23 protein-coding genes are annotated in these 26,339 nt (G+C 29.9%); 20 read left to right on the forward strand and 3 right to left on the reverse strand.

Features of this window, described 5'->3' with window-relative positions; genetic code table 11:
- The first annotated feature begins 31 nt into the window (after positions 1–31).
- From B3B03_RS01690 to B3B03_RS01725, 8 genes are all read left to right on the forward strand, one after another.
- Positions 32–547, forward strand: coding sequence for a peptidylprolyl isomerase (locus tag B3B03_RS01690; protein ID WP_346848787.1), 516 nt, complete (start codon positions 32–34; stop codon positions 545–547).
- A gap of 15 nt (positions 548–562) precedes the next feature.
- Positions 563–934, forward strand: a complete 372-nt coding sequence (locus B3B03_RS01695; RefSeq protein WP_035134810.1) for a DUF3783 domain-containing protein — start codon at positions 563–565, stop codon at positions 932–934.
- A gap of 83 nt (positions 935–1,017) precedes the next feature.
- Positions 1,018–1,710, forward strand: coding sequence for a helix-turn-helix domain-containing protein (locus tag B3B03_RS01700; protein WP_346848788.1), 693 nt, complete (start codon positions 1,018–1,020; stop codon positions 1,708–1,710).
- Positions 1,711–1,775: 65 nt separating this feature from the next.
- Positions 1,776–3,497 (forward strand): S8 family peptidase, encoded by a 1,722-nt coding sequence (locus tag B3B03_RS01705; protein WP_346876334.1) that lies wholly within the window; start codon positions 1,776–1,778, stop codon positions 3,495–3,497.
- Between the two features lie 87 nt (positions 3,498–3,584).
- Positions 3,585–4,949 (forward strand): peptidoglycan-binding protein, encoded by a 1,365-nt coding sequence (locus tag B3B03_RS01710; protein WP_346876335.1) that lies wholly within the window; start codon positions 3,585–3,587, stop codon positions 4,947–4,949.
- Positions 4,950–5,111: 162 nt separating this feature from the next.
- On the forward strand, positions 5,112–5,789 hold the full coding sequence (locus B3B03_RS01715) for a response regulator transcription factor (protein WP_346876336.1): 678 nt from the start codon (positions 5,112–5,114) through the stop codon (positions 5,787–5,789).
- Between the two features lies 1 nt (position 5,790).
- On the forward strand, positions 5,791–7,302 hold the full coding sequence (locus tag B3B03_RS01720) for a HAMP domain-containing sensor histidine kinase (protein ID WP_346848792.1): 1,512 nt from the start codon (positions 5,791–5,793) through the stop codon (positions 7,300–7,302).
- A 34-nt stretch (positions 7,303–7,336) separates the two neighbouring features.
- Positions 7,337–9,115: a heme NO-binding domain-containing protein gene (locus tag B3B03_RS01725; protein ID WP_346848793.1), complete on the forward strand. Its 1,779-nt coding sequence runs from the start codon at positions 7,337–7,339 to the stop codon at positions 9,113–9,115.
- 106 nt (positions 9,116–9,221) lie between these two features.
- On the opposite strand, the gene B3B03_RS01730 is transcribed toward B3B03_RS01725, so the two are convergent.
- Both B3B03_RS01730 and B3B03_RS01735 read right to left on the reverse strand, forming a co-directional pair.
- The gene (locus B3B03_RS01730) at positions 9,222–10,118 is read right to left on the reverse strand and encodes a radical SAM protein (protein WP_346848871.1); all 897 of its coding nucleotides are present in this window, start codon (positions 10,116–10,118) and stop codon (positions 9,222–9,224) included.
- 159 nt (positions 10,119–10,277) lie between these two features.
- Positions 10,278–11,354 (reverse strand): transporter, encoded by a 1,077-nt coding sequence (locus B3B03_RS01735; protein WP_414632262.1) that lies wholly within the window; start codon positions 11,352–11,354, stop codon positions 10,278–10,280.
- Positions 11,355–11,662: 308 nt separating this feature from the next.
- On the opposite strand from B3B03_RS01735, the gene B3B03_RS01740 reads away from it, so the two are divergent.
- From B3B03_RS01740 to B3B03_RS01750, 3 genes are all read left to right on the forward strand, one after another.
- Positions 11,663–12,598 carry a TIGR01212 family radical SAM protein gene (locus B3B03_RS01740; RefSeq protein ID WP_346876337.1) on the forward strand — a complete coding sequence of 312 codons (936 nt, stop codon included), beginning with the start codon at positions 11,663–11,665 and terminating at the stop codon, positions 12,596–12,598.
- 34 nt (positions 12,599–12,632) lie between these two features.
- Entirely contained in the window at positions 12,633–13,349 is a 717-nt protein-coding gene (locus B3B03_RS01745; protein ID WP_346876338.1) for a 2-phosphosulfolactate phosphatase, read from the forward strand.
- 528 nt (positions 13,350–13,877) lie between these two features.
- Complete coding sequence (locus tag B3B03_RS01750) at positions 13,878–14,132, forward strand: phage holin family protein (RefSeq protein WP_035134826.1); 255 nt, start codon at positions 13,878–13,880, stop codon at positions 14,130–14,132.
- Between the two features lie 75 nt (positions 14,133–14,207).
- Here B3B03_RS01750 and B3B03_RS01755 read toward each other — a convergent pair whose 3' ends face one another.
- Positions 14,208–15,383, reverse strand: a complete 1,176-nt coding sequence (locus B3B03_RS01755; protein WP_346876339.1) for a class I SAM-dependent rRNA methyltransferase — start codon at positions 15,381–15,383, stop codon at positions 14,208–14,210.
- A 263-nt stretch (positions 15,384–15,646) separates the two neighbouring features.
- On the opposite strand from B3B03_RS01755, the gene B3B03_RS01760 reads away from it, so the two are divergent.
- The 9 genes from B3B03_RS01760 (at position 15,647) to B3B03_RS01800 (ending at position 26,335) form a co-directional block, all read left to right on the forward strand.
- Positions 15,647–17,203, forward strand: a complete 1,557-nt coding sequence (locus tag B3B03_RS01760) for an ABC-F family ATP-binding cassette domain-containing protein (protein ID WP_346876340.1) — start codon at positions 15,647–15,649, stop codon at positions 17,201–17,203.
- Positions 17,204–17,486: 283 nt separating this feature from the next.
- Positions 17,487–18,161, forward strand: coding sequence for a SatD family protein (locus B3B03_RS01765; protein WP_346876341.1), 675 nt, complete (start codon positions 17,487–17,489; stop codon positions 18,159–18,161).
- Positions 18,151–18,972, forward strand: coding sequence for a DUF3307 domain-containing protein (locus B3B03_RS01770; RefSeq protein ID WP_346876342.1), 822 nt, complete (start codon positions 18,151–18,153; stop codon positions 18,970–18,972). The genes B3B03_RS01765 and B3B03_RS01770 overlap by 11 nt, the downstream gene beginning before the upstream one ends.
- A gap of 667 nt (positions 18,973–19,639) precedes the next feature.
- A complete protein-coding gene (gene fliB / locus B3B03_RS01775; protein WP_346876343.1) occupies positions 19,640–20,797 on the forward strand; it encodes a flagellin lysine-N-methylase in 1,158 nt (385 codons plus the stop codon).
- A gap of 101 nt (positions 20,798–20,898) precedes the next feature.
- Positions 20,899–21,663, forward strand: a complete 765-nt coding sequence (locus tag B3B03_RS01780; RefSeq protein ID WP_346876344.1) for a molecular chaperone DnaJ — start codon at positions 20,899–20,901, stop codon at positions 21,661–21,663.
- Positions 21,664–21,940: 277 nt separating this feature from the next.
- Positions 21,941–23,083, forward strand: coding sequence for a 1-propanol dehydrogenase PduQ (locus B3B03_RS01785; protein WP_346848802.1), 1,143 nt, complete (start codon positions 21,941–21,943; stop codon positions 23,081–23,083).
- A gap of 604 nt (positions 23,084–23,687) precedes the next feature.
- Positions 23,688–24,518, forward strand: coding sequence for a MerR family transcriptional regulator (locus B3B03_RS01790; protein WP_035134842.1), 831 nt, complete (start codon positions 23,688–23,690; stop codon positions 24,516–24,518).
- A 454-nt stretch (positions 24,519–24,972) separates the two neighbouring features.
- Positions 24,973–26,064 carry a hypothetical protein gene (locus tag B3B03_RS01795; protein WP_150843634.1) on the forward strand — a complete coding sequence of 364 codons (1,092 nt, stop codon included), beginning with the start codon at positions 24,973–24,975 and terminating at the stop codon, positions 26,062–26,064.
- A gap of 4 nt (positions 26,065–26,068) precedes the next feature.
- On the forward strand, positions 26,069–26,335 hold the full coding sequence (locus tag B3B03_RS01800; RefSeq protein WP_346848803.1) for a hypothetical protein: 267 nt from the start codon (positions 26,069–26,071) through the stop codon (positions 26,333–26,335).
- Positions 26,336–26,339 lie beyond the last annotated feature (4 nt).

The following is a 26,339-nucleotide window of genomic DNA, read 5'->3' on the forward strand; positions in this document are numbered from 1 at the left end:
AATAATATAAAGAAAGAAAAGAGGAAGATGTATGAATCCAATAGTAACTTTTGAAATGGAAAACGGAAAAATAATGAAGGCGGAATTATATCCTGAAATAGCTCCCAATACAGTAAAAAACTTCATAGACTTAGCTTATAAGGGATTTTATGATGAATTAATTTTCCATAGAGTAATACCAGGTTTTATGATTCAGGGCGGTTGTCCAGAAAAATCAGGAATGGGCGGACCAGGATATTCAATTAAAGGAGAATTTAGTGGAAATGGATTTAAAAATGATTTAAAACATACTAAGGGTGTTTTATCAATGGCTAGAGCTCAACATCCAGATTCAGCGGGTTCTCAATTTTTTATAATGGTTGCAGATGCACCACACCTAGATGGAAGCTATGCTGCCTTTGGTAAATTAATAGACGGTCAAGATGTAGCAGATGAAATAGTAAGCTCTCAAACAGATAGAAGAGATAGACCATATGAAGATCAAGTTATAAAATCTGTAACTGTAGAAACTTTTGATGTAAACTACGGAGAACCAGAAAAATTATAATGGAAGGTATTTAATATGAATATACTTAAAGATAGATTAATCATAGCTTATGGGCTTAATGATGAAGAGATAGATAAACTAAATATAAAATTCAAAGATATATGTATAAAACCATGTGTATCAATAAATGAAAATATGGGAGAATATACTTTAGAGCATATATTAAAAGAAGAGAGCTTATCAGATAGTGATACTAAACTACCTGAAGAAAAAGTTATTATATTTAATGGATTTTTAGGTGTTTATCTTCAACAAGCTGTTAAAAAGGTTAGAGAAGTTTTAGGTGCAAAACCAATATTAGCGTCTACTACACCCAATTCTGTTAAAATGACTCTTCATGAATTGATAGATCATTTAGTAAAAGAGAGACAATATTATCAAAAATAATTTTTAAGTCTAATAATTTAGAAATCCTCTAGGACTAGAGGATTTCTATTTAGATTAAGGAGATACAGGGAGGATAATTAAGAATGAGTACTGTTGGAGAAAGAATTAAACAAGGAAGAAATGCTAAGGGAATGACTCAAAAGCAACTTGCTAAGAAGCTTGGAGTATCAGAAAACTATATAAATGATGTTGAGAATGGAAGAAAAGTTGTAGAAGAAAAGTTTATAGAAAGAGTAGGTAAGGTTTTAGGTGGAGATCTTGCAGAAATGACTACGCTGTTTGATAATATAGCTTATGAAGAAAGAAAATCTTCAGAAAGTAATTTAAAGACACATAATGTAGCGAAGGGTAATAAAGTAAAAGAAACTATAAATGAAGTATGGAATGATGCATTTAGTTCTGTTCTTAAGTCTGTAGGAATTTATAGCTATGATTTAAACAAGCCTATAGGAAAAAAAGAGTTACCTGTTATATCAAATAAAATAGAAGGATATGCTCAGGATAAGGTGCTATATATTAAAATTGAAAACGATGATTTATTAGGATTTAGAATTTGTCAAGGAGATTTAGCATTTGCTAACCTAACTTCTGAAATAGAAAATAATAAGATATATCTCATGGATGTAAATGGAGAAAGAGTGATAAGACAGTTAAAGAAGCTAGATAGTAATAAAGTTTTAATAATAAGTAATAAAAATATGGTTCGTACAGAAACAGCTCATCCTAAAGAGGTAAAGGTTATTGCAAAGTTAAATAGATTAGAAGTTCAACTATAATCTATTTAATAACATTTTTAATATACATTCATACTATAACTATATAAGAATTTGGAGGTATGGGTGTGCAAAAGGCTGATGGATTATTAAATTTACTTATAAATGTACCAGAGAGTATAAGAAATGAGATTATATATGGATATGGAATTGGAGATGTTGAAGAAACTAACATTGAATTAATTATACTTTATAGTGGGACTCCAGAGGTAATGGAAGAGAAAATAAATGCTATTGGAGGTACCTTTGAAGATTTAGATTTCGGTTATGGAATTATAACTATACCAAGAGGCGATGTTGAAAAGCTAGTAGGAATAAGAGAAATCAACTATATAGAGTTACCTAAAAATTTATATTTATCCTTTGAACCTAGTAATAGAGCTTCATGTATAACAGAAGTAAATACTAACTATGGATTAGAGGGAGAAGGGGTACTTATAGGATTCATAGATTCTGGAATAGATTATGTAAATCAATCATTTAGACTTGACAATGGAGATACAAGGATTGATTTTATTTATGATTTATATGAAAATAGAAGGATTTATACAAGAGAAGAGATAAATGCAGCTTTAAGAAGTCCAGACCCATACTCATTAGTACCTCACGTTGATAGAGCAGGTCATGGTACTCATGTGGCTGGTATAGCATGTGCTGGAGGGAATATACCAAGGAGATTTTATGGGGTAGCTCCTAGAAGTTCTATAGCCATGGTTAAAATGACAAGAGAGATAGGAGGACAGGGAGCAAAAAGTACCCAGTTAATGAGAGGGATTAAATTCTTAATTGATAAAGCTTATGAATTAAATAAGCCCCTGGTTATAAACATAAGTTTTAGCACGAATGATGGAGCACATACTGGAAATAGTTTGTTAGAGCAATATATAGGTATAGTTTCTACAGTGCAAAGAGTTAACATAGTTGTAGCAGCAGGAAATGAAGGGGATAGAGCACACCATGTTGGTGGTGAACTGGGTAGAGCACAAGAAATACGATTTAATGTTGGAATAGATGAGAGAATATTAATAATACAATTATTTAAATCATTTTTAAAGGATATTAACTTAAATCTTATATCACCAAGTGGAACTAGTAGTGGTGAATTAAGATTAACTAATGCATTAAATCAAGGAAGAATAGGTAATACTGAGTATTTTGTATTCAATACAGGGCCAACACCTTTTAGTATAGATGGCGAAATAATAATTGTACTTTCAGGGGTAGGAGAAGAAACCATAGCTAGTGGAATATGGACTATGAACATGACTACTAATGAAAATGTTCTAGGAAGCTATGATATGTGGTTACCTATTGCAGAAGGATTAAATATTGCTACAAGGTTCTTAGGACCTAGTACTGCTAATACATTAGGTATACCGGGAACTGTACCAGATGTAATAACCGTTGGTAGTTATAATTTTATAAACTCTACTATATCACCATTCTCTGGAAGAGGAAATGCTGAATTAAACCCTGTAAAACCTGATTTAGTGGCACCTGGAGAAAATATAGAATCATCTACTCCGGGAGGTGGATTTGAGCCACGGTCAGGAACATCAATGGCTACACCTCAGGTGGCAGGGGCATGTGGACTTTTAATGGAATTTGGAATTATAGAAGGAAATGATCCTTATTTGTATGGAGAAAGAGTAAAATACTTTTTATTAAAAGGAGCCAATAGAAGTAGAGTAGATGTACAGTATCCTAATAATAGTTGGGGATATGGTACTTTATGTCTTGCAGGAGCTCTTAGGGTATGGAATAATGAAGTAGCTTCAAGGTGGGAATAAATTACAATTTTACTATAAAGAATATGTAACTTTTCTATGATAGTCATCATAATATATATATTGAAGTATTATTTTAAGGAGAAATTTATGGCAGACATAGGTAGGTTGCAGGTTCAAGTGTATAGAGTAAATACAGCTATACCAATAAGTAATGCCAATATTACGGTATCAAGAACAGATGGAGAAACTAGAGAGCAAGTTACTACCCTAACTACTAATCCAGAGGGACAAACGGAGACTATAGAATTAGAAACTCCAGAAATAGAAAGGTCATTAAATCCAGATAATACCCTTATACCTTATGCCCTTTATGATATAGATGTAACGGCAGAAGGCTTTGATGAAATAAATATAAGAGGATGCCAAGTGTTGCCGCGACAAACAGCGTTACAGATATGTAATCTGATTCCAACAAGTCTTAATAGAGAGATCACAGAGGATGAAGATGTACAGGTAGTCAGGGTTATAGAGATTCCACCTAATGTTCAATTTGGTGATTTTCCACCTAAGATACCTGAGGACCCTAATAAAGCTTTGCCACCTCCACCAAGTGGTTTTGTAGTTTTGCCAGAGCCAGTTGTACCAGAGTTTATAATCGTACATGCAGGGGCACCAACTAATACAGCAGCACCAAATTATACTGTTCCATATACAGACTATATAAAAAATGTAGCAAGCTGTGAAATTTATGCAACTTGGCCAGAGGCAACTATAAGAGCTAATGTATACTGTATCATTTCATTTACTTTAAATAGAATATACACAGAATGGTATAGAAGTAAGGGGTTTAATTTTGACGTAACAAATTCTACAGCCTATGATCAAGCTTTTGTTTACGGAAGAAACATATTTGATAACATAAGTAGGATAGTAGATGATTTATTTGCTACCTATGTAAAGAGGTCTGGAGCTAAACAACCTTTACTTACACAATACTGTGATGGTAGAAATGTTCAGTGCCCAGGATGGCTTACTCAATGGGGCAGTAAGGATTTAGGGGCTCAAGGATGGATTCCATATGATATATTAAGAAATTTCTATGGAAGTGATATAGTTCTTGAAAGAGCTGAAAAGGTTTCTGGAAGTCCAAGGTCATATCCAGGTTTTACTTTACGACAGGGAGCCAGTGGAGAGCCAGTTAGAACCACTCAAACCTTTTTAAATAGAATAGCACAAAATTATCCTCTAATACCTAAAGTGGCTATTGATGGAAAGTATGGTTCTACAACTGCCAATCAAGTAAAAGTATTTCAACAGGTATTTGGTCTTCCGCAGACAGGTGAAGTAGATTATGCTACATGGTATAAGATTTCGGCTATATATACAGGAGTAACTAAAATCGCAGAATTAAGAAGTGTTCATGAGGAAGAAATTGAATATTCATACTTTGTTCCACATTGGCCATATAAAGATGCACCGGATTTACCTAGAATTAAATATCCTAAAAATTGAGTATATAATCTATTAATGAACTTCGAAGTTATCTCGGAGTTCATTTTTGCGTATAAAAACAACATGCAGAAAATATTTTAATAAAATATTCAAGTAAATAATTATAGAGTATAAAATGAGGTATAATTATTGATAAGAAGAAAAATACAAGGAGTTACGGATATGGATAATATAAAGGTATTATTAGTTGATGATGAAGAAAATATTAGAAACCTTTTGGAAGCTTACTTAAAAAAGGAAGGATTTAAAACATTACATAGCTCTAATGGTAAAGAAGCTATTGAGATTATAGAGAATGAATCAGTAAATTTAGTGGTACTAGATATAATGATGCCTGTTTTGGATGGATTTGAGACATTAAAGGTTATAAGAAATAGATGGAATATACCAGTAATAATGCTTAGTGCAAAGGAAGAGGAAGAAGATAAGCTTTTAGCATTGGGATTTGGTGCAGATAATTATGAAACAAAGCCCTTTAGTCCAAGGGTTTTAGTAGCTAAAATTAAAGCATTAATAAAGAGGAGCTATGGAAGTAGTATAGATAAAAGTACGGGAATTGTGATAGGGAATCTTTATATAGATGAAGAAGGTCATAGAGTTATGGTAAGTGATGAAGAAATTAATCTTTCACCAACAGAATTTTCTTTGCTTATATATTTCCTGAAAAACAAAAATATAGTTCTTACTAGAGAGCAAATTCTTACAAAAATATGGGGTTATGATTTTGAAGGAGATATACGTGTGGTTGATACTACGATTAAGAGACTTAGAGAGAAGCTAAAGCACATGAATAAAGTGATAGTAACAGTAAGAGGCTTTGGCTATAAGATAGAGGTTTAGTATGAATAAAATAATTAACTATTATAAAAAGATAAAGGGAAATATAGAAAGAAGCATTACATTGAAAATGTTTGTTGTAACTACTGTGGTGTTTATAGCATTTTTGACTATTACTCTTTTAAGTCAGAGAATATTGTTTGAAAAGATATATAATGATAAAAAGGAAAATGATATTAAAAGCAATGTGATAAAGTTTAGGGATACTCTAAGTAATCCAAAGGATGAAAGGGAAATAATAGAGAGTATTAAGAAGTTTGAGAATAATTATAACACATCTATAGGAGTGGTAAACACAGAAAATAATATTATAGTGACCTTTAAAACTGACTCAGAAACTATAGATAGTAAAAATACAGAAATTTTTAATTATGTTATTAAAACTATAAAGACAGATCCGGAACTATTAAACGAGATGATTAATAAAAAACAGGTAACTATTTCATTTAAGAACAGCGAGAACACTAAATATTTAGCTTCTGCACTTCTACATGAGAATAATATAATAGTAGGATTTACATCTTTACAATATGTAAAAGAAGCCATGGGGGTTATAGGGATATTTTATAAGTATTTTTACTTAGGGGCTATAGTAGTAATAGTTATATTAGCATTAATTTATTCGAAGTTTATTACAAAGCCATTAAGAGAAATAAATAAAGTGGCTGTAAGAATGAGTAATTTAGATTTTAGTCAGAGATGCACTATGGTATATGAAGATGAAATTGGAAACCTTGGGGAAACATTAAATTTTTTAGGACAAAATTTGGATAATTCTTTAAATTCATTAAAAGAAGTTAATAGAAAACTACAAAATGATATCCACAGAGAAAGAGAAATTGAGATTATGAGAAAAGAATTTATAGCAGATGTATCTCATGAATTAAAAACCCCTATTACTTTAATAAAAGGATATGCAGAAGGTATTAAGGATGGCGTATTTTTAGAAGACAATATGAATTCATCATTAAATGTAATTATAGAAGAATCTGATAAGATGAGTAATTTAGTTAGAGATATGCTTCAAATATCATCTTTGGAAAGTGGAAAGGTAATCCTTAATAAAGAATTATTTTTTATTGATAATTTAGTGAAAAATGTTGTAAAGAAATTACATCATAGTATCGATAATAAGAATGTAAAAATAGATTTGAATCTATATGAGAAACAAATTTATGGGGATGCATTTAAGATAGAACAAGTAATAACCAATTTTCTTACGAATGCAATAAGGCATACTCCCTGTGAGGGAAGTATATTTGTTAAAATGTACCCACGGGGGAATATGACTAAGTTATCTTTTGAAAATACAGGTGAGCTTATTAATAAGGAAGAAATTGATAAGATATGGGATAAATTTTATAAGATAGATAAGTCAAGAAATAGGAAAGATAGTGGTACAGGACTTGGACTATCAATTGTTAAAAATATAGTAGATTTGCACCAAGGTAAATGTGGAGTTGAAAATACCAAAAGAGGTGTAAGATTCTATTTTGAATTGCCAAATCAGTGCTAATATACTATAGCCATAGAAAAGAGGGGTATTAATTATGAAGGGCACAGTTGTATCAATATGGCTAAATACTTGTAGAAAACTTTATAATGATTCACAAGTAAATGAAGCTATGAACCATGCTGGATGGGAGACAAATAAGATATTTTCTCCACTAGAAGAAGTAGACGACAAAGTAATAGCTAAGTTTATTTCAAAGCTATCAGAAGCTAGAGGTTTAACTAAAGAGAAATTATGGAATGATATAGGAAAAGACAATATACAATCCTTTGTTAATGTATATCCAGTATACTTTAAAAAGAGAAGTGCATATGAATTTTTAAAATCACTAAATGATATACATATAGCAATAACTAAGAAAATTTCAGGCGCTAAGCCTCCAGCAGTAGATATTGTTCAGACATCTAAAAGAAAAGCGGTGATGACTTATTCATCTAAAAGAAAGATGTTTGATTATTTCTTAGGTATGCTTGAAGGAACTTTTGAATATTTTAATGAACAATTAGAGTATGAAATTTTAGAAAAGTCTGGAGATGTGATGAAAGTGGAAGTGACTTTTGAAAAAGAAATAAATAGCAAAAAAAGTTATGGATTTAATAAAATCTTATCACTTGGATTTGTAAAATCATTATCAGTTAAGGCATCCATATTTACTTTTATATTAACTCTTATTGGATCAACATTAATACTTGGAATTAAAAGTATAGTTCCAGCTTTAGAAATTACAGCTGTAGCTACAGTAGTAACCTTTATAGGTACATATTTATTATTAAGACCTGTTAAAGCTATCGCTGGATTAAAAGAAGATAAGGAAAGGTCATATGATGTTATTAGCACCAAGGATGAGCTTGAAGGATTATATGAAGTTATAAAATCAGGAACTAATATATCTTCAATGGATATGACAGAGTTTGATGCTAATGTTAGTGAGATGGTAGAATATCTTAATAAGGTTAAAGCTATTTCAAATGTAATGGAAGGCTCATCTAAAGAAATATCTACAGTAGTAGAACAAATGTCAGAAACTAGTGTGGACCAAGCCAACAATACAGAAAGAGTAGCATCAGGATTGAATGATAATATTAGAGCTTTAAATAACTTAGTAAACAGTGAAAATGAAAATAAATTAGCTATGGAAGATACTATAACGAAAATTACTGCTGGGTTTGATGAGATAAAGACTGTAAGTAATAATATTCAAAAAACATTAGACAAGTTCCAAGAAGTAAAAGAAACTGGAATAAAGTTAAACAATAAAGCTAGTGATATTACTAATATAGTATCAATAGTAGCTCAAATTTCCGACATGACAAATCTTTTAGCATTAAATGCTTCTATAGAAGCAGCTAGAGCTGGAGAACATGGTAGAGGTTTTGCTGTTGTTGCAGAAGAGGTAAGAAAGCTTGCAGAACAAACTAAAGATGCTGTTGAAGAAATTAATTTAAATCTTAAAGAATTCGCAGAGGATATTAAATATACTGTAGATAGCATAGATGAACAGTATGTAGCCCTTGAAAAACAAACTGATGGATTAGAAAGAATTAGAGATATAAGTGCGGGTACGACTACTGCTGTTGATAAAGTATCAGAATCAATGATTACTACAATCAATGATTTAGGTAGAGAAGTTAAAGCTATAGAAGGAATGTATGACAATGTGGAATCATTAGCAGCTATTGCAGAAGAAAATTCTGCATCATCTCAAGAAGTTAGTGCCAGTGTAAATACCTATACTGATGAAATGATTAAACTTACAGAAGCTATAGGTGAGGTTCAAAGAATTACAGAATATTTTAGAAGTACACTAGATGTATAATTAATGTTAAAAGCATTCTTAAGGTAAAGTTCATGAGATTTTACCTAAGAATGCTTTTTATTTGTTTAGTTTTATTACGGTTAAAGAGCTTTATAATATTAGAGTTTTAAATCCCTTGCAGATTGAAATCTGGGACATAAACTGTTGAGTTAGATCCACATTCTTGGATAAAGGCATTTTTAAAGCCTAAATCTATACAGTAATCTATTAAAGAGTCATAATGACTAGGGTTAAGAGGTTTATTAATTTCATCATATTCTGCTGCTTTAAACATAGGTGTATACTGATTCATTAGGCTTAAGTATACTGAATCTCCAAAGGTTTTATATATGTAATCTACTATTTTTTTTGAATCGAATAAAAGTCCAGGGAGCATTAGATGTCTTATAATAACACCTCTAATTAAAATTTCTTCATCATTAAATATTGGAATACCTACTTGATCCGCCATTTCCTCAATAACCTTTGACGCTATGGTGAAATAGTTAGGAGCAGAAGAATACTTTATTGCATATTTATCATTAAAATACTTTAAATCAGGAATATATACGTCTATGTATCCTTTAAGAGCTTTAATGCTCTCTACGTTTTCATAGCCATTGGAATTATAAACTACAGGGATATTAAGTCCATTTTCTTTAGCTTTATCCAAAGCAATTATTATTTGAGGTATATAGTGAGTAGGGTTAACTAAGTTTATATTATGGTATCCTTTAGCTTGTTGCTCTAAAAATATTTCACTTAATCTTTCTATAGAAACTTCCTTACCTATGTCAGACTGACTAATATCATGATTTTGGCAAAATACACATCTAAGGTTACAATTTGAAAAGAAAACTGTACCAGAACCATTAGTGCCAGACACACAGGGCTCTTCCCACATATGACCATAGGCCTTAGCAACTTTTACTTTAGCTCCACTTTTACAAAAGCCTACCTTTGCAGAGTTTCGATTTATACCGCAATTACGAGGGCATATATTACAATTATTGAGAGCAGTCAAATCTTTCATAATTAATTATCTCCTTACATAGTAAACATAGCAAATACTATATTTATATTTGAAAGTAAATAAACACTACTAACATAGTAGTGTTAATCTTATATAACATCAGTATAATTAAAGAGGAGCAAAAAGTGAAGTAGCCTATATAAGTTTTAATTATTTTTTTACCTTATTCATTTTAAAGTAGAACCCAATGCATTGAGCTATAAATACTAAGCTAACTATTCCGAAACCGGGATATAAGAAAGTTATAAGCTGTTTAAAGCCTATTTGAGATATAGGAAGGGCTATTAAAAGAATGAGTATAACACCTCTCTTATAAGGGATGTTGTATTTATTTTCAAGGGTCTTACCAACACTATATATATCTGAAACTTCTGTAGAAAACATCTCACACCAAATAATACATAAAAGAAGAATTTGCATTAAAGAGATAAACTTACTAGCTACAAAGAGTAGTGGAATTTCATATTTAAAGATTTCAGGTATATTTGCCATTAACATTGAATTAATTAAGAAAGCAAGTAGAGTAAGGACAAGAGCCCCAATGGTTAATCCAGAAATAATAAGGCGTTTATTTTTGATTTCTTTACTAATGGGAACAAGAACTCCACTACAGGATAACATGTTAAATCCTGCATAGAGAAGTGATGATATAATCCACTGTTTATCTATAATAAGGTTTTTGTATACTGGTACTTGTTTCATATAGTCCATAGATATAGTATCCTTTGAAAAGAGAAGATAAAGGACAAATATAGTAATAATTATAGTAGTAAGGCTAGGTACTATTATGGAATTAATAGCTATTAGGCCCTTAGTGTCATTTAATAAGGTAATAAGTGCAATTCCAGCCATTACAAACACTCCAACAAGTCTTGGAATTCCAAAGTGTTGATAAAGTAAAGCACCACTACCTGCAAGAATTATAGCAGCTCCTGAGATTAAAAAGAAGCTAGTAAGATAATCTGTTATTTTTCCAAAGAAACCAGGGCTTACAAGGGTTATAAAATCAGTATAAGAATTTAAGTCATATTTTAAACTTATAGACACTATAATGGAACTTATTATTATGTAAAATACTGCACAGAGTAGAAGTCCATAAAAACTTGAAAACCCATAGGTAGAAAAAAATTGAGTTATTTCTTGACCAGAAGCAAGGCCTGCTCCTACAATGGTGCCAATAAAAACAGTGGCAGCTTGAAAAATTAATTTAAGATTCTTCAAAGTTATCCCCCCAAATTATGATAGCTTGTATATTTATATTGAAGTCCACATAAGAATATGTGGAAAACTATTAATATGTGGAAAACTTTTTAAAGTATTGTTAGTAAATTTTCATTTAGGTATCTGAAAATAAATAATAAGTTAAAGATGAGAAGTATAACACAAAATAGACAAGCATTCTGAGTTGTTTATTTTTTGAAGATGTCTTAGTGGATTTTGAAAGATAAAAGAGTTAAACTATAATTGAATATAGAAGATTACTATATGGATATATTTAAAATAGATAACAGAAGAATAGGATAGGAAGATTAGAAATGAGAAAAGATTTTAATGGAAAGAGATATCATAATTTAAATTATTTTTTAAGAAAAAAGTTTAATGGACAAAAAACTTTTAAAATATCATTAGATGGTGGATTTACATGTCCTAATAGAGATGGAAAATTATCAAAAGGTGGGTGTATATTCTGCTCTGAGAGTGGCTCAGGAGATTTTGCTGGAGATAGGTTATCATCTATAACTGAGCAGTTTGTTGATATAAAGGAAATGATGAATAAAAAGTGGAAAGATGGTAAGTATATAGCTTATTTTCAGGCTTATACAAATACCTATGCGCCTGTAGAAGTATTAAAGAAAAAATATGATGAAGCATTAACACAAGAGGATGTGGTTGGACTTGCCATTGCTACAAGACCAGATTGTTTAGAAGAAGATGTGTTAGAATTATTAGAAGACTATTCAAAAAGGGTATATACTTGGGTAGAACTTGGACTTCAAACTAGCAATGATACTACAGCTACCCTTATAAATAGAGGCTATAAGTTAGAAATATTTAAAAAAGCAGTGGAGGAACTACATAAAAGGAAAATAGATGTGGTGGCACATATAATCTTTGGACTTCCAGGAGAAAGTAAAGAGGATATGTTAAAAACCGTTAAGTATATTTCTAAGCTTCCCATAAAAGGAGTTAAGATTCACCTTCTTCATGTAATGAAAAATACAAGGCTAGAAAAGCTGTTAGATGAAGGCAAGATTACATTACTAGAAATGGATGAATATATTGAACTTGTAACTAAGGCTATAACAATGTTACCACAGGATATAGTAATTCATAGACTTACAGGAGATGCTCCAAGAAATTTATTAGTAGGTCCTATGTGGAGTTTGAAAAAGTGGGAAGTCTTAAACGCCATAGATAATAAGTTAGTCACTGAAGACCTATATCAAGGAAAATATTATAAAGAAGATTGATTTAATTAAATGTATAATCAGGGGGGAATAGTACATGAATATTGATGTAGTTATATCTGCACAACATATTAAGCCAGAAAAATTTAAAGATAGGATAGTGGTTGTTATTGATGTCTTAAGAGCAACTTCAGTAATGGTTACAGCATTAAATAATGGTTGTGATAAAATAATTCCTGTAAAAGAGATAGAAGAAGCTATAGATATTGCAAGTAAAGATAAAAATAAATATCTTTTAGGAGGAGAAAGAGGGGGAATAAAAATAGATAAATTTGATTTCTCCAATTCACCTTTAGACTACATTGAGGATATAGTAAAAGGTAAGAGTCTTATAATGACTACCACAAATGGGACTAGAGCTATTAAAAATAGTGAGGAAGCAGAGAAGATATTTATAGGTGCTTTAATAAATGGAAGAGTAGTAGCAGAAAAATTAGCTAAGTTAAATAAGGATGTAACCTTTGTAAATGCAGGAACCGATGGAGAGTTCTCTATGGATGACTTTATAGCAAGTGGGTATATAATCAACTGTTTAAGAGATATAATGAAAAACCATTGCACCTTAACAGATATAGCAAAAACTTCAGAATATGTATATATAAATAATCCTAGTATAATAAGTTTTGTAAAAGATGCACTTCATTATAAAAGGATGAAGGATCTCAGGTATAATGAAGATTTAAGATATTGCCTTTCAAAGGATTTAATAAATATAGTTCCAGAATACAAGGATGGAGAAATAAAGATATATTAATGAACAGATTTCTAAGCTTCAGAGGGAGTTTTACTCCTACTGAGGCTTAGAAATCTATTTTAAGAACTGCTGCTTTTAGTAGTTCTTTTTCTTTTAGCTAAAGTTAAAAATATAACTTCATATACTACAGTATATAAGGTAAAGAGAGCTATGAAAATAATTTGCTCAATACCATTCATTTTAGAGGTAGCAAACAATATTATTATAGGGAAACAAAAAACAATCTGAACAAATCTTAGAATGGATAAGCCTTTCATAACATCACCTTTTACCAAATATTACTATATTATTATTGTTACACTTTTAGAACTAACATTCAATAAAAACTGTACAACAAATTTATATCTCATTATCCTTATAATTTAAGAAAATCAAAGAATAAAATTACAATATGTAAAAATAAGTGAAATCATAAGTGATATGCATAAGTATACCTAGTAGTAAATAACTAAAATTTTATTGAATTTATATAAAATAATGTACTCATGTAAGGATAAAATGAATAAAATATATAAAGGGGGAATATTTATGGAATTCTTTAGTTATATTACAGAGAATGCATTGATACTAATACCAGTGCTATATATAATTGGTATGATTTTAAAAGGAATAGAGAAGATAAATGATAAATATATACCAGTAATTTTGCTTCCTGTAGGCATACTGTTATCTATGGGAGTTATGCACAGTTTTAGTGCTGATGCAATAATTCAGGGTGTTTTAGTTACTGGGGCTAGTGTATATGCTAACCAACTAGTAAAACAAAGTCAAAAGAAAGAGTAAAGAAGATTTAAATATAAGAGCTATATAATTTATAAATCAAATAAGATTATAAATTATATAGCTCTTTATAAATAATTAAACCACTTGGAAGATATAAAATTTTAAGTAGTATGATTCATCACTATTCCAAAGAATTGGATGATCAGGAGCTTGAGTTCTAAATTCTACTTGTCTTAGGGTAACCCTTGCATCTTTAGCTGCACTGGCAATGGTATCTCTAAACAGTTCAGGATTCATAAAGTGAGAACATGAACATGTTATAAAATAACCACCTTTATTAACTAATTTCATTCCTCGAAGGTTTATTTCTTTATATCCTCTTGTAGCACTTTTTATAGTAGAACGAGATTTGGTAAAGGCTGGTGGGTCAAGGATAACCACATCATATTTTCTGCCTTCATCAGACCACTCACGAAGTACATCAAAGGCGTTGTGACATTCAAATTTAACTACATCTTGTAGATTATTAAGCTCTGCATTACGTCTACAGAATTCTACTGCATGCTCTGATATATCTACTCCTAATACTGATTTAGCACCAGCAACACCAGCATTTAATGCGAAGGAACCAGTGTGAGTAAAGCAGTCTAGCACAGTGGCATCTTTGCAAAGCTTATGTATAGCAGCTCTATTTTCCTTTTGATCTAAGAAAAATCCTGTCTTTTGCCCATTTTCAACATCAACATAGTACTTAACGCCATTTTCAACTATCTGAATCATAGTATCAAAGGGTTCGGTTAAAAAGCCTTTAATCTGTTCCATGCCTTCAAGGATTCTAACCTTAGCGTCACTTCTCTCATAAATACCTTTAGCACCATATTCTTCTACTAGAATTTTTACAATGATATCTTTATATTTATCAATGCCTAGAGCTAGAGATTGAATAACGTAGTAATCTTCTAATTTATCAATTATAAGTCCAGGTACAAAATCAGCTTCTCCAAACAAAAACCTACAGCTAGAAGTATCTATTATCTTTTTTCTGTATTCCCATGCAGCTCTAAGTCTTTTTCTAAAAAATTCTTCATCAATTTCTTCATTGATATCTCTAGTCATAATTCTTATAGTAATTTTAGAAACATCATTAATATAACCTTTTCCGATGAATTCCTCTCTGCAATTATATACTTCTACAATGTCTCCATTTTCATATTCACCATCATATTCTTCTATATCAGTAGAGTAAACCCAAAGGTGACCATTCTCCACACTTTTTCCTTTTCCCTTTAGTAGATAGAATTTACAAGCCATTTACATCCTCCTATTATCAAAACAATAAATTATTAATAATAATTTATATTGTCAAATTTAAAATTGTTCTATATAAAAATTAAATTTCCTAAACTTTATTTAGACCTCTTATAGTATAAATTTATAGAGAGGATTTTGCAAATAAATTATTTAATTTTTACCATAGAAAAATCTTTGGCAGTAAAGTATAATATTCTTGGTTTGAATTTTTTTAACGCATACCATTTAATGGTGATAGTCAGAAGGATATAGGAGGAAAATGTATGAGTATACTTACAGTTAAAAATATAAGTCATGGTTTTGGGGATAGAGCAATATTTGAAGATGTATCCTTTAGATTATTAAAAGGGGAACATGTAGGTTTAATTGGAGCTAATGGTGAGGGTAAATCTACTTTTATGAATATAATAACTAGTAAACTTATGCCTGATGAAGGCCAAGTAATTTGGTCTAATAATGTGAGGGTAGGATATATGGATCAACATGCAGCTTTAGAACAAGGATTAACTATAAGAGATGTACTAAGAGATGCATTTAAATACCTATTTGATTTAGAGACTGAAATGAATGAACTTTATGGGAAAATGGGTGAAATGGACGAAGAACAAATGAATAAGGCATTAGAAAGAACTGCTATTATTCAAGATATGCTAGATAATAACGGGTTTTATGTTATAGATGCAAAGGTTGAAGAAGTTGCTAAGGGATTAGGACTTTTAGATGTAGGGCTAGATAAAGATGTAACGGCTTTAAGTGGAGGCCAAAGAACTAAGGTTTTACTTGCAAAGCTTCTACTTGAAACTCCAGACATATTACTTCTAGACGAGCCTACAAACTATTTAGATGAAGCACATATAGAGTGGCTGAAGAGATATCTACAAAGCTATGAAAATGCATTTATTCTAATATCTCATGATATTCCTTTCTTAAATTCTGTAATTAATCTTATATACCATGTGGAAGATAGAAAGTTAAGTAGATATGTAGGAGACTATGAAGAGTTTAAGAGAATATATGAAGCAAAAAAAGAACAGCTTGAAAGAGCATATGAAAGGCAACAAGCTGAAATTGCAAAACTTGAAGATTTTGTTGCAAGAAATAAAGCCAATGTTGCTACATCTAACATGGCTAAATCAAGGCAGAAGAAGTTGGATAAAATAGATAGAATAGAGCTTTCTAAGGAAAAGCCAAAGCCAACATTTAACTTCAAAACAGGAAGAGCATCAGGTAAGGTTATTTTTGAAACTAAGGACTTGGTTATAGGATATGATAGTCCATTAACAAAGCCTCTTAATATTTCTATGGAAAGAGGACAAAAGATTGCCCTTGTAGGAGCCAATGGACTTGGAAAAACAACTCTACTTAAGAGCCTTATGGGAGACATAAAACCTATAAGTGGAGAAGTTACCCTAGGTGATTATCAACAAATAGGATACTTTGAGCAAGAAGGTGCATCAGGAAATAAAAATACTTGTATAGAAGAATACTGGAAGGAGTTCCCTAGCTGCACTCAATACGAAGTCCGTGCAGCCTTAGCTAAGTGTGGTTTAACTACTAAGCATATAGAAAGCATGGTTATGGTACTATCAGGAGGAGAAGCTGCCAAGGTAAGACTTGCAAAGCTTATAAATAGGGAAACCAATATACTAATCCTTGACGAGCCTACCAATCACTTAGATGTAGAAGCAAAGGATGAATTAAAGAGAGCATTACAAGAATATAAAGGAACTATATTACTAGTTTGCCATGAACCAGAGTTTTATAAAGATGTAGTAACAGATATATGGAACTGTGAGGATTGGACGACGAAGATTGTATAATGCATATTTAAAGTTATGTTGTTAGGTGAGGTGTTATTTTACACCTCATTTTTTAAATTTTAAAATATTGAATAAGTAAAATTGGTGGACCCAAAAAGGAAAAATGTAGAATATAATATAAGTACATCAAAAGTAATAATGCTATTATAAGTGCATCAAAGGTGATGATGCTATTATGAGTGCATCAAAAGGGATGATGCTATTGTAAATGCATCATCATTGAAAAAGTATCTAATAAATGTTAAAATTAAAGAAATATTTAAGAAATTATGAGGTAATAAGCATGTACTTTGCAATTATAGGTGATATAGTTGAGTCAAAAAAGATATTAAATAGAAATGAAGCTCAGGAAAAATTAAATCATATATTAAAAGATATAAATATTGAATATGAAAGAAACATTGCTGCAAAATTTATTATTACATTAGGAGATGAATTTCAAGGTTTATTAAGTAATCCTATTCATTTATTTGATATTATTGATAAAATTAAGTTTAAAATGTATCCTATAAAAATTAGATTTGGAGTTGGGATTGGTAATATTGATACTAATATAAATAAAGAGATGGCATTAGGGGCTGACGGTCCAGCATATCATTATGCTAGAAAAATGATAGAGGAGATTAAAATATTAAATAAAACAAACAGTAAATCACAATATAATACAGATATAGGGGTTAGTTCGATTTATAAAACTGATATAGTTAGTTTAATTAATAATAATTTATGCTTATGTTACTTTATAGAAGAGAAGTGGACAGATAAGCAAAGAGAGCTTATTGAAAAAATAATGTTTTCAAATAAAACTCAAAGGGAAATTGCTAATGAATTAAATTTAGTTCAATCAAGCGTACAAAGGAGATTAAAGAGCTCAGGATATTATAATTATATTTATGTAAAACATAGTTTGAATAGAGTTTTGATGGAAGTGTGGGGAGAATATAAATATGCAGATTAAATTTATTGTACTGTGCTTGATAGCACATGTGGTTGGGGATTATTATTTGCAAGATGATGAAATGTCAGAGCTAAAGAAGGAAAAAATAGGTGGCGTATTTAAACATTCAGTATTCTATAGCATTCCATTTATTTTAATTTTACTTTTGTTTAAGAAAAGTTATAAGATAACAGGATTAATACTATTATTATGCTTAGCTCATTTATTGATCGATGTAGTAAAATATTATTTATATAAGGGATATTTAAAAATATTTCATACTGCATGTAAAAAGAATAAAGTAAAGAAGTATATTAAATCATGGATGGTATATATATTTGATCAAGTTGTACATATAATTTTACTTATAGCCGTAATAGTTTGTTTTAGGGAGAATTTATATCATCCAATAGATACATTGTATATTGGATATAATATATTGGGTATCGATGGATTAACGGTTTTAAAATGGGCATTGATGGTGTTATGTATGCATAAGCCGGCAAATATAACTTTTAAAATAATATTTTCAGAATGTAAGCCTAAGGGAAACTTAGTTACTAGTAATAATTCGGTAGTTAACAATAGTATCAATAGCAGCGTTGCTAACAATGGTAATAATAATGGCGCAGTTATAGGTTTTTTAGAACGTATAATAATTGCTATGTTTTTATATAGTAATCAATACTCGGCTATAGGATTCATTTTAACAGCAAAGTCAATTGCTAGATATAATAAGATTTCTGAGGATGCAGAATTTGGTGAGTATTATTTAATTGGAACATTATTTAGTACTTTATTTGTTATAGTTATTTATAACTTTATTTTTTAATCGGTTAATAAGATATTTTAATATATTAACTTGAGTTATTCACTAAAATTATTTATATAAGGACAACTACTGCATAGTTTAAATGGTATATATCTACAGCCAGTAACAATCTTAGCCGCTATAGATTATTAAATTTAATTTTCTTGTTTAATTCACATATTTTTCTATTAAACTATTCATATGAGTCTCTCCATTGTTAAGTGTTTTTCTGCAAGTTAACCATAACAAAGGAGGGACTCCTTTTCTATATTTTCATCATTTTTTAGGTGAAAAGCAAAATGTTAATAAATATAGGTATCAAGCTATGCATGGTTTTTATTTTTCTATGAATAATTCAGGTTAAAGCATATAGTTTTTGATAAAAGTATATTTTTTAAAAAAATAAGAGTGTGAGAAGAAAAGAATGATGTTAGAATAAGTAAAAGCATATTTACAATATAAAATTATGAGAATATGATAAAATAGAATTTAACATAAGGCATCTTCGAAAAATAAATAAGTCAGAATGTTCGTCTATTTTGTGTTATACTGCGTCAACAGAACCCTTAGATAGTGCTACTATCTGCGGAACCTGTTTCCTTGTCTAACTCAAAATATACTTCCCATCTTTGACTTATTATTTATTTTCAGATACCTTAAATATATAATAAAAACTTTGAGGTGAAAAATGAAAATAAGAGTACCAAAATATCTTAATAAATTCAAATGTATAGCAGACAAGTGTGAGGATACATGTTGTGCTGGTTGGGAAATTGTTATTGATAAAGAAACTTATGATTACTATGAAAATCTTAGTGGTAGCTTTGGAGAAAGACTAAGAAGTGAGATAGTCAATGATGGAGAAGACAATATATTTGTATTGAAAAAAGGAAATTGTGCCTTTCTAAATGAAAACAAATTATGTGATATATATAATGAACTTGGAGAAGATGGTCTTTGCTATACTTGCAAGAAGTATCCTAGGTATATGGAGGAGTTCGGGAACTTACGAGAAATAGGTATATCACTTTCCTGTCCAGAGGCAGCAAGGATAATACTAGGTGATTCTAATAAGGTTGAATTTGAGTTAAGTGAAAATGATGAGTTTATAACTTCCTATAACGATATTGATGCCATGCTATTTATCGACCTTATGCAGTGCAGAAGTATAATTTTTAATATACTTCAGAATCGTAGTATTGATTTAAATATAAGAGCTGCTATAATTCTTGACTTTGCAAAGGAAGTTCAGGATAAGATAGATGAGGACGATCTAACTAGTTTAAAGACCATTAAAGAAAGATATATGGATAAAAACTTTATAAACAAGACTAGTGATGATCTTAATAAAACTATTAGAGATAAAGAACAATGGTATACTGATATAGAAGAGTATTTTTATGTATTTAAAGGCTTAAAGCATATAAATAACAATGATCCCTTAGGCTTAGATAAGGTGTTATCTTATATTAAGAGTAGTGCTGAGAATAAAGATATTTATCTAGATAAATATAAGGAATTTAACAATTTTTATAAAGATAATATGTATAAGTTTGAAAATATATTAGTTTATTTTGTGTTTAGATACTTTATGAAGGCTGTCTTTGATTATGATGTGGCTGCTAAAGTGAAGACTGCCGTGGTGAGTTATTTAATGATTAAACAGTTATGTGTAGTAAGGTGGATAGAAAGTGGAGAGCTTAGTGATGAGGATATGGTAGATATAAGTCATACATATTCTAAAGACATTGAACATTTAGAGGAGAATATAGACACCTTGGCAGAGATTTTTAAAAGAAATCCTGTATTTAAAGAAGATAGAATTATAAATATACTAATAAACTAAAAATAAGGTATTAGATAATTAAGTAATATTTAGACTACTTCGATTTTGAAATATTAGATTACAAATGAAAAAATTAAACTTATAGTTGGAGAAGGAGAGATATGGAACATTATAAAATTTTAGGTGTTGATAAAAATACATCTATGGAAGAGATAACAAAGGCTTATGAAGATAGGATAAATAAATTTAAAGAAGAGATAGAAGATGAAAAAAGAGCAAAATCCTTTATAAAAGTATTTGATGAAGCTTATGAAAAAATAAAGGAAGAGAGAGAAAAAAATAAAAGTCAGCAAACTGTGATTATAGATAATCAAGTGAAAGATTTAAATAATAATTTTCATAAAAATGATAGTAATAGCTATGAAAGTTTTAATGAATATGAACAAGAATTTACAGTTAGTAAAGAAAAGGAGAGATCATCTTCAAAGAGTACATCAATAAGAAAACAAAAAAAATCTAAAAAGAAGTCTACAGAAGATAGAGACAATATTAAATCTGAAAAACAAAGTAAAAGGGATAGTAGTAGAAAAGCAGGAAGTAATAAAAAGAGTAGTGAATCTTCCCTTACTCAATTGTCACTTAAGATATTGCTCATGCCTGTGGTAGTTATATTATCCATAATAATATTTCTATGTAAAATATTAAATATAATATCTTGGATTGCATCTAAGATTATAATAATAGCAGCTATAGCTATATCTGCTATCCATGGATATCAAATTTATATTGGACATGCTATTAAATATAAGATATTTGTATTATGTGCTGTGGGCTTTGTAGTTTCTTTATTTTTACCAAGTATCCTAAAAATTCTTGTATCTACGTTAAGTAAAGTAAATAACAAATTAAAAAAGTTTGTTTTTTAATGTTAAGTGGTAGAAATATAATTGTTAGTATTTTATATTTTTATAATTAAAAAATATAATTTTTATTATATTTTTAAGAAGTTAACTTGAAAAACTTTACTTTACTGAAACTGGCCGAACCTTCTGTTGCAATAGTATTTTATTATTGATATAATGAATCAAGTAAAGTTTATTATAAACTTTTTTGATTGTTATAATTGTGGGTTAATTTTATTTTAAAGTAAAGAAAACTAATTCATTCATATCTTGAATATTTTTAAAATAGGAGAGATTGTATATGAAAGAATTTAGTATTAACACAAAGGTCTATTTTGGACAAGGCTCTTTAGAAAAACTAAATGAAATCAAGAATAAAAGAGTGCTAATTGTATGTGATAAATTCATGGAAACATCAGGTATGGCTGAGAAAGTAAAGCAAAAGCTTGTTGATTGTCAAGTAGCTGTATTTAGTGATATTGTACCTGATCCATCTGTAGAAGTTATTGCTGAAGGCATTCAGAAATTACAAAATTGTGATGCTCAGGTTATGATAGCTCTTGGTGGAGGTTCATCAATTGATGGAGCTAAAGCTATGAGAGAATATGCAAAAAAAATTACTGGTGGAGCTTCTTCTATAGAAGAATTCTATGCTATACCTACTACAAGTGGTACAGGGTCTGAAGTAACTGAATATGCAGTAATAACTAATAAACAAGAAGGGTTAAAGTATGCTCTTGCAGATAAATCTCTTCTTCCAACAGTTGCAATTCTTGATCCGGAACTAGTAAAATCTGTACCTAAGGCTATAACTGCTGATACAGGAATGGATGTTATTACACATGCTTTAGAGGCTTATGTTTCAAAGAATGCTACTGATTTTTCAGATGCTCTTGCAGAGAAAGCACTTACTTTAGCTTTTAGATTTTTACCACTAGCTTATGCTGATGGAAATGATGTAGTGGCAAGAGAAAAGCTGCACAATGCATCATGTCTTGCTGGAATGGCTTTTAATGCTGCTGGCTTAGGAATTACTCATAGTTTAGCTCATGCTGTAGGTGGGAAATTACATATTTCTCATGGAAGAAGTAATGCAATGATACTTCCTTATGTAATAGAATATAATGCCAATTTAAATAAGGGTGCTTTCAATGTAGAATATGACATAGCATCTAAAAAGTATCAAAGAGTTGCCAAATTATTGAAGTTGCATGCACCAAATGTAAATATTGGTGTTAATAATTTAATTAAAAGTATTGTAGAACTTCAAAAGACTTTGATGATTCCAACAACATTAAAAGAACAAGGTGCTGATATGGAACTAGCTGAAGCATCAAAAGAAGAAATCATTAAAGCAGCTCTTAATGACATATGTACAACAGCAAATCCTAAAGAAGTAACAGGAGAAGATTTATCAAAAATTTTAGAAAAAGTTTTTGGATAAAATTTTGTATTTTATACCACTCATTAATGGGTGGTTTTTTTATTGGTTCTGCTAAACTCCTTAAATTTAGGATGGAATGTTATACATTTAGCTTGATGTAATAAATTTCCTCTTTACAGTTTGACTATAATATGTAATATTGTTTATACGAATAATATATTTTTTCTTTAATTTCACATGGTAAAATATTCATTTTAAGGTTAAATATTATTCTTCAATTATTTTTGAATATTATCAAACTCTGTTTATTCAAAATCACATAATTAAGTATTTATAATTCTCATCATAATCATAATAATATCCATTTATTTATACAAAAAGTTTGATATAACAATTAGCTAAAATTTCATTAGGATTTTTATTATATATAAGTTTATGATAAACATTTTGAAAATTGCAAAGAGTTCGTGGCTCTTAGAATAAATTTAAAATGTTTATAAATATTAAAAAGGTGAAGTTATTTTTTAATGCTTATAAGGACTCCTCCTTATATTCTTTACATTTAGTGGGGGAAATTCTTTTTAATAAAGTTTTAAAATCTTTGGAATAAAATGATTTAGATTTTAAAAACGGCTAAAAATATTATAAAAGAGGTGAACTTAGTATGGGAGAAGAATTATATTCCATAGGAAAAGTGGAAGAGATATGTAAAATAACAAAAAAAGCACTGAGATATTATGATAAAATGGGTATATTATCACCTGATAAAGTAGCTGATGAAAGTGGCTATAGATATTACAGCAAGAAAAACTTACTATCTGTACCAGTAATAAAATATTATAAGCAAAGTGGATTTAAGCTAGAAGAAATGAGAGCTTTTTTACAAGGAACAACTTATGATTTTTTTGATAAAAGTTTTAGAACAAAAATTGATGAATTAAGAGAACTTGAAAAGGAAATAAATTTAAAGATAAGATCTGTAAGAGATTGGCATGCACTTATAGTTGAGGCACAGATGGTAATTGAAAATAATGTTTGTGATGTCTCTATAAAATATATTGATGAGCGCAATTTAATATTCTTAAATCAAAATTTTAATTATGATTATATGGAGTGTATAATTAACATAGAGTTTAACAATTATATTGATAGTATAAATAATGCAATAACAGGTCCTGTAATTATATGTTTTCCATCTTTTGAGGATAAGATTAATGGGAAATGTAGTAAGATGAAAATAATGCAAGAGACTATTTTAAAGTGTAAGGACGAAGAAAGTATTGAATTTGGTGGATGGTTAGCAGCTTCTTGCTATCATATAGGTACTCATGAAACAATTAATGAAACATATAAAAAAATAAAAGAATGGGCTAAGGAACATGATTACATATGTTCTGAAGAATCTTATGAAAGATATGTAACAGATTATTGGACAACTAAAAACACTGACAAGTTTGTAACGGAAATTTTGATTAAAATTAGAAGAAAGAGATAGATTCATTAAACTGAAAATACTGAAAACGTTGACCGTAGGGTAAGGGATAAAATGTCGATAAAACTCGGTTTGTAAAAAAATACAAATATATCTTTTGAAAAAAATACATATATTTCTTTTATAAAATAAAATTTCTACTCCATGATATTGACGGAAACTAGTATTTAGCACTTAAAACAACTGGCACAACTAACTTATAATTATTTATTAAGTTAGTTGTGTTAATTTTTTTTGAATTTTGATGACAAATACATGTTGACTTTACCCCATAGGGAAAGGCATATAATTTAATTGTTAATAAAATAACCACAAGATATCAAATGAAAAGTTATTCAATAGTTTTAAAATGAAATATCCCAAATTATAACAATCACAAAACGTACTCATTGTAAATTTTTATTTAGTAATATAAATTTAAAAGTTATTATCAAACTAAGTGGAGGGGATTTATTTTATGAAGGAAGTTTCGAAAACGGTAAGTTTAGAAGCCATTACTGCAAAAAACAAATTATCATCTGATTTCCTTAAAAAAGGTATTTCAATTGCTCTTTTTTCAGGTCTTATGTATGGATTTTATTCAGCATTTTTAACCTTGGGAATGACTAAAGGAGTATGGGGTGACTGGTATGGTGCTAATACAGCAGGTTTATCAGCAGTAGTTATTACATATGTGCTTGGTGCCCTTGGTAGTGCCGTAAACGATACATGTAGTGCTGTTTGGGCAGTGATTTATGCAACTGTTAAAGGTAAACTTGGAGATTTCTTCAGATGTCTTAAAACCAAACCAGGTGCTGTAATGATATTGGCAGCTCTTATCGGAGGACCAATTTCAAGTACAGCTTTTGTTGTGGCTTTACAAATGGCGGGTTCAATTGTTATTCCAATTACAGCTCTTTGTCCAGCTATCGGTGCTATTTTAGGAAGAATATTATTCAAACAAAAACTAGACAAACGTATGATGCTTGGTATTGCCATCTGTGTTGTATCTAGCTTTATGATTGGAAGTACTAGTATTGGTGGAGATGCTCCAGCTGGAATGTTCCTTGGAATTTGTATTGCATTTATTGCAGCTCTTGGATGGGGATTTGAAGGTTGCGTAGCTGGATATGGTACATCTATGATTGACTCAGAGATTGGTATTACAATTCGTCAAGCTACATCTGGGCTTTCAAACTTAATAATATTAGTACCTTTATTTGGAATGATATTTGGAGATGGGATTAAATTTTCAACTAATTTAGTTAGTCAAGCATTTACAAGTGGTCCTGCAATGATATGGTTTGCACTAAGTGGTCTTTGTGCTTTTGTTTCATACATGAGTTGGTATAACGGTAATAGTATGTGTGGTGCTGCTCTTGGTATGGCTTGTAATGGTACATATTCCTTCTGGGGTCCATTCTGCTGTTGGATAATTCTTGGAGTGATAGGCGGTATGGACGGATGGGCATTACCTCCAATCGTATGGATTTCTGCGGTATTAATGATGTTCGGTATCCTTGTAATAGCTATGAATCCAATGGATTTGTTTAAAAAGAAGGAGGTATAAGATAATGAAGCCGCTTAATTATGCAATATTAAAATATTTTACAAAAATTAATGAAGCTTGCGCTGATGATGTTATAAATGCTCTAAAAGTAGAGTATGGCAACTTTAAAGCTTTGAAAAAGAAAGCTGTAATTACGGCGTTAATGACAGCGGAGGCAAATGGTCTCATTGAAGAAACAAGATTTGAATTAGATAAAAATGGTGAGTTGAGAGTTTATTATAGAGCCCACGAAGATGGTGCTGCTACAATCAACAAATATATAAAAGACTAAAAAA

Origin of the sequence: Clostridium sp. UBA5712, from assembly GCF_002419845.1 — a bacterium.
Taxonomy (GTDB): Bacteria; Bacillota; Clostridia; order Clostridiales; family Clostridiaceae; genus Clostridium_J; species Clostridium_J sulfidigenes.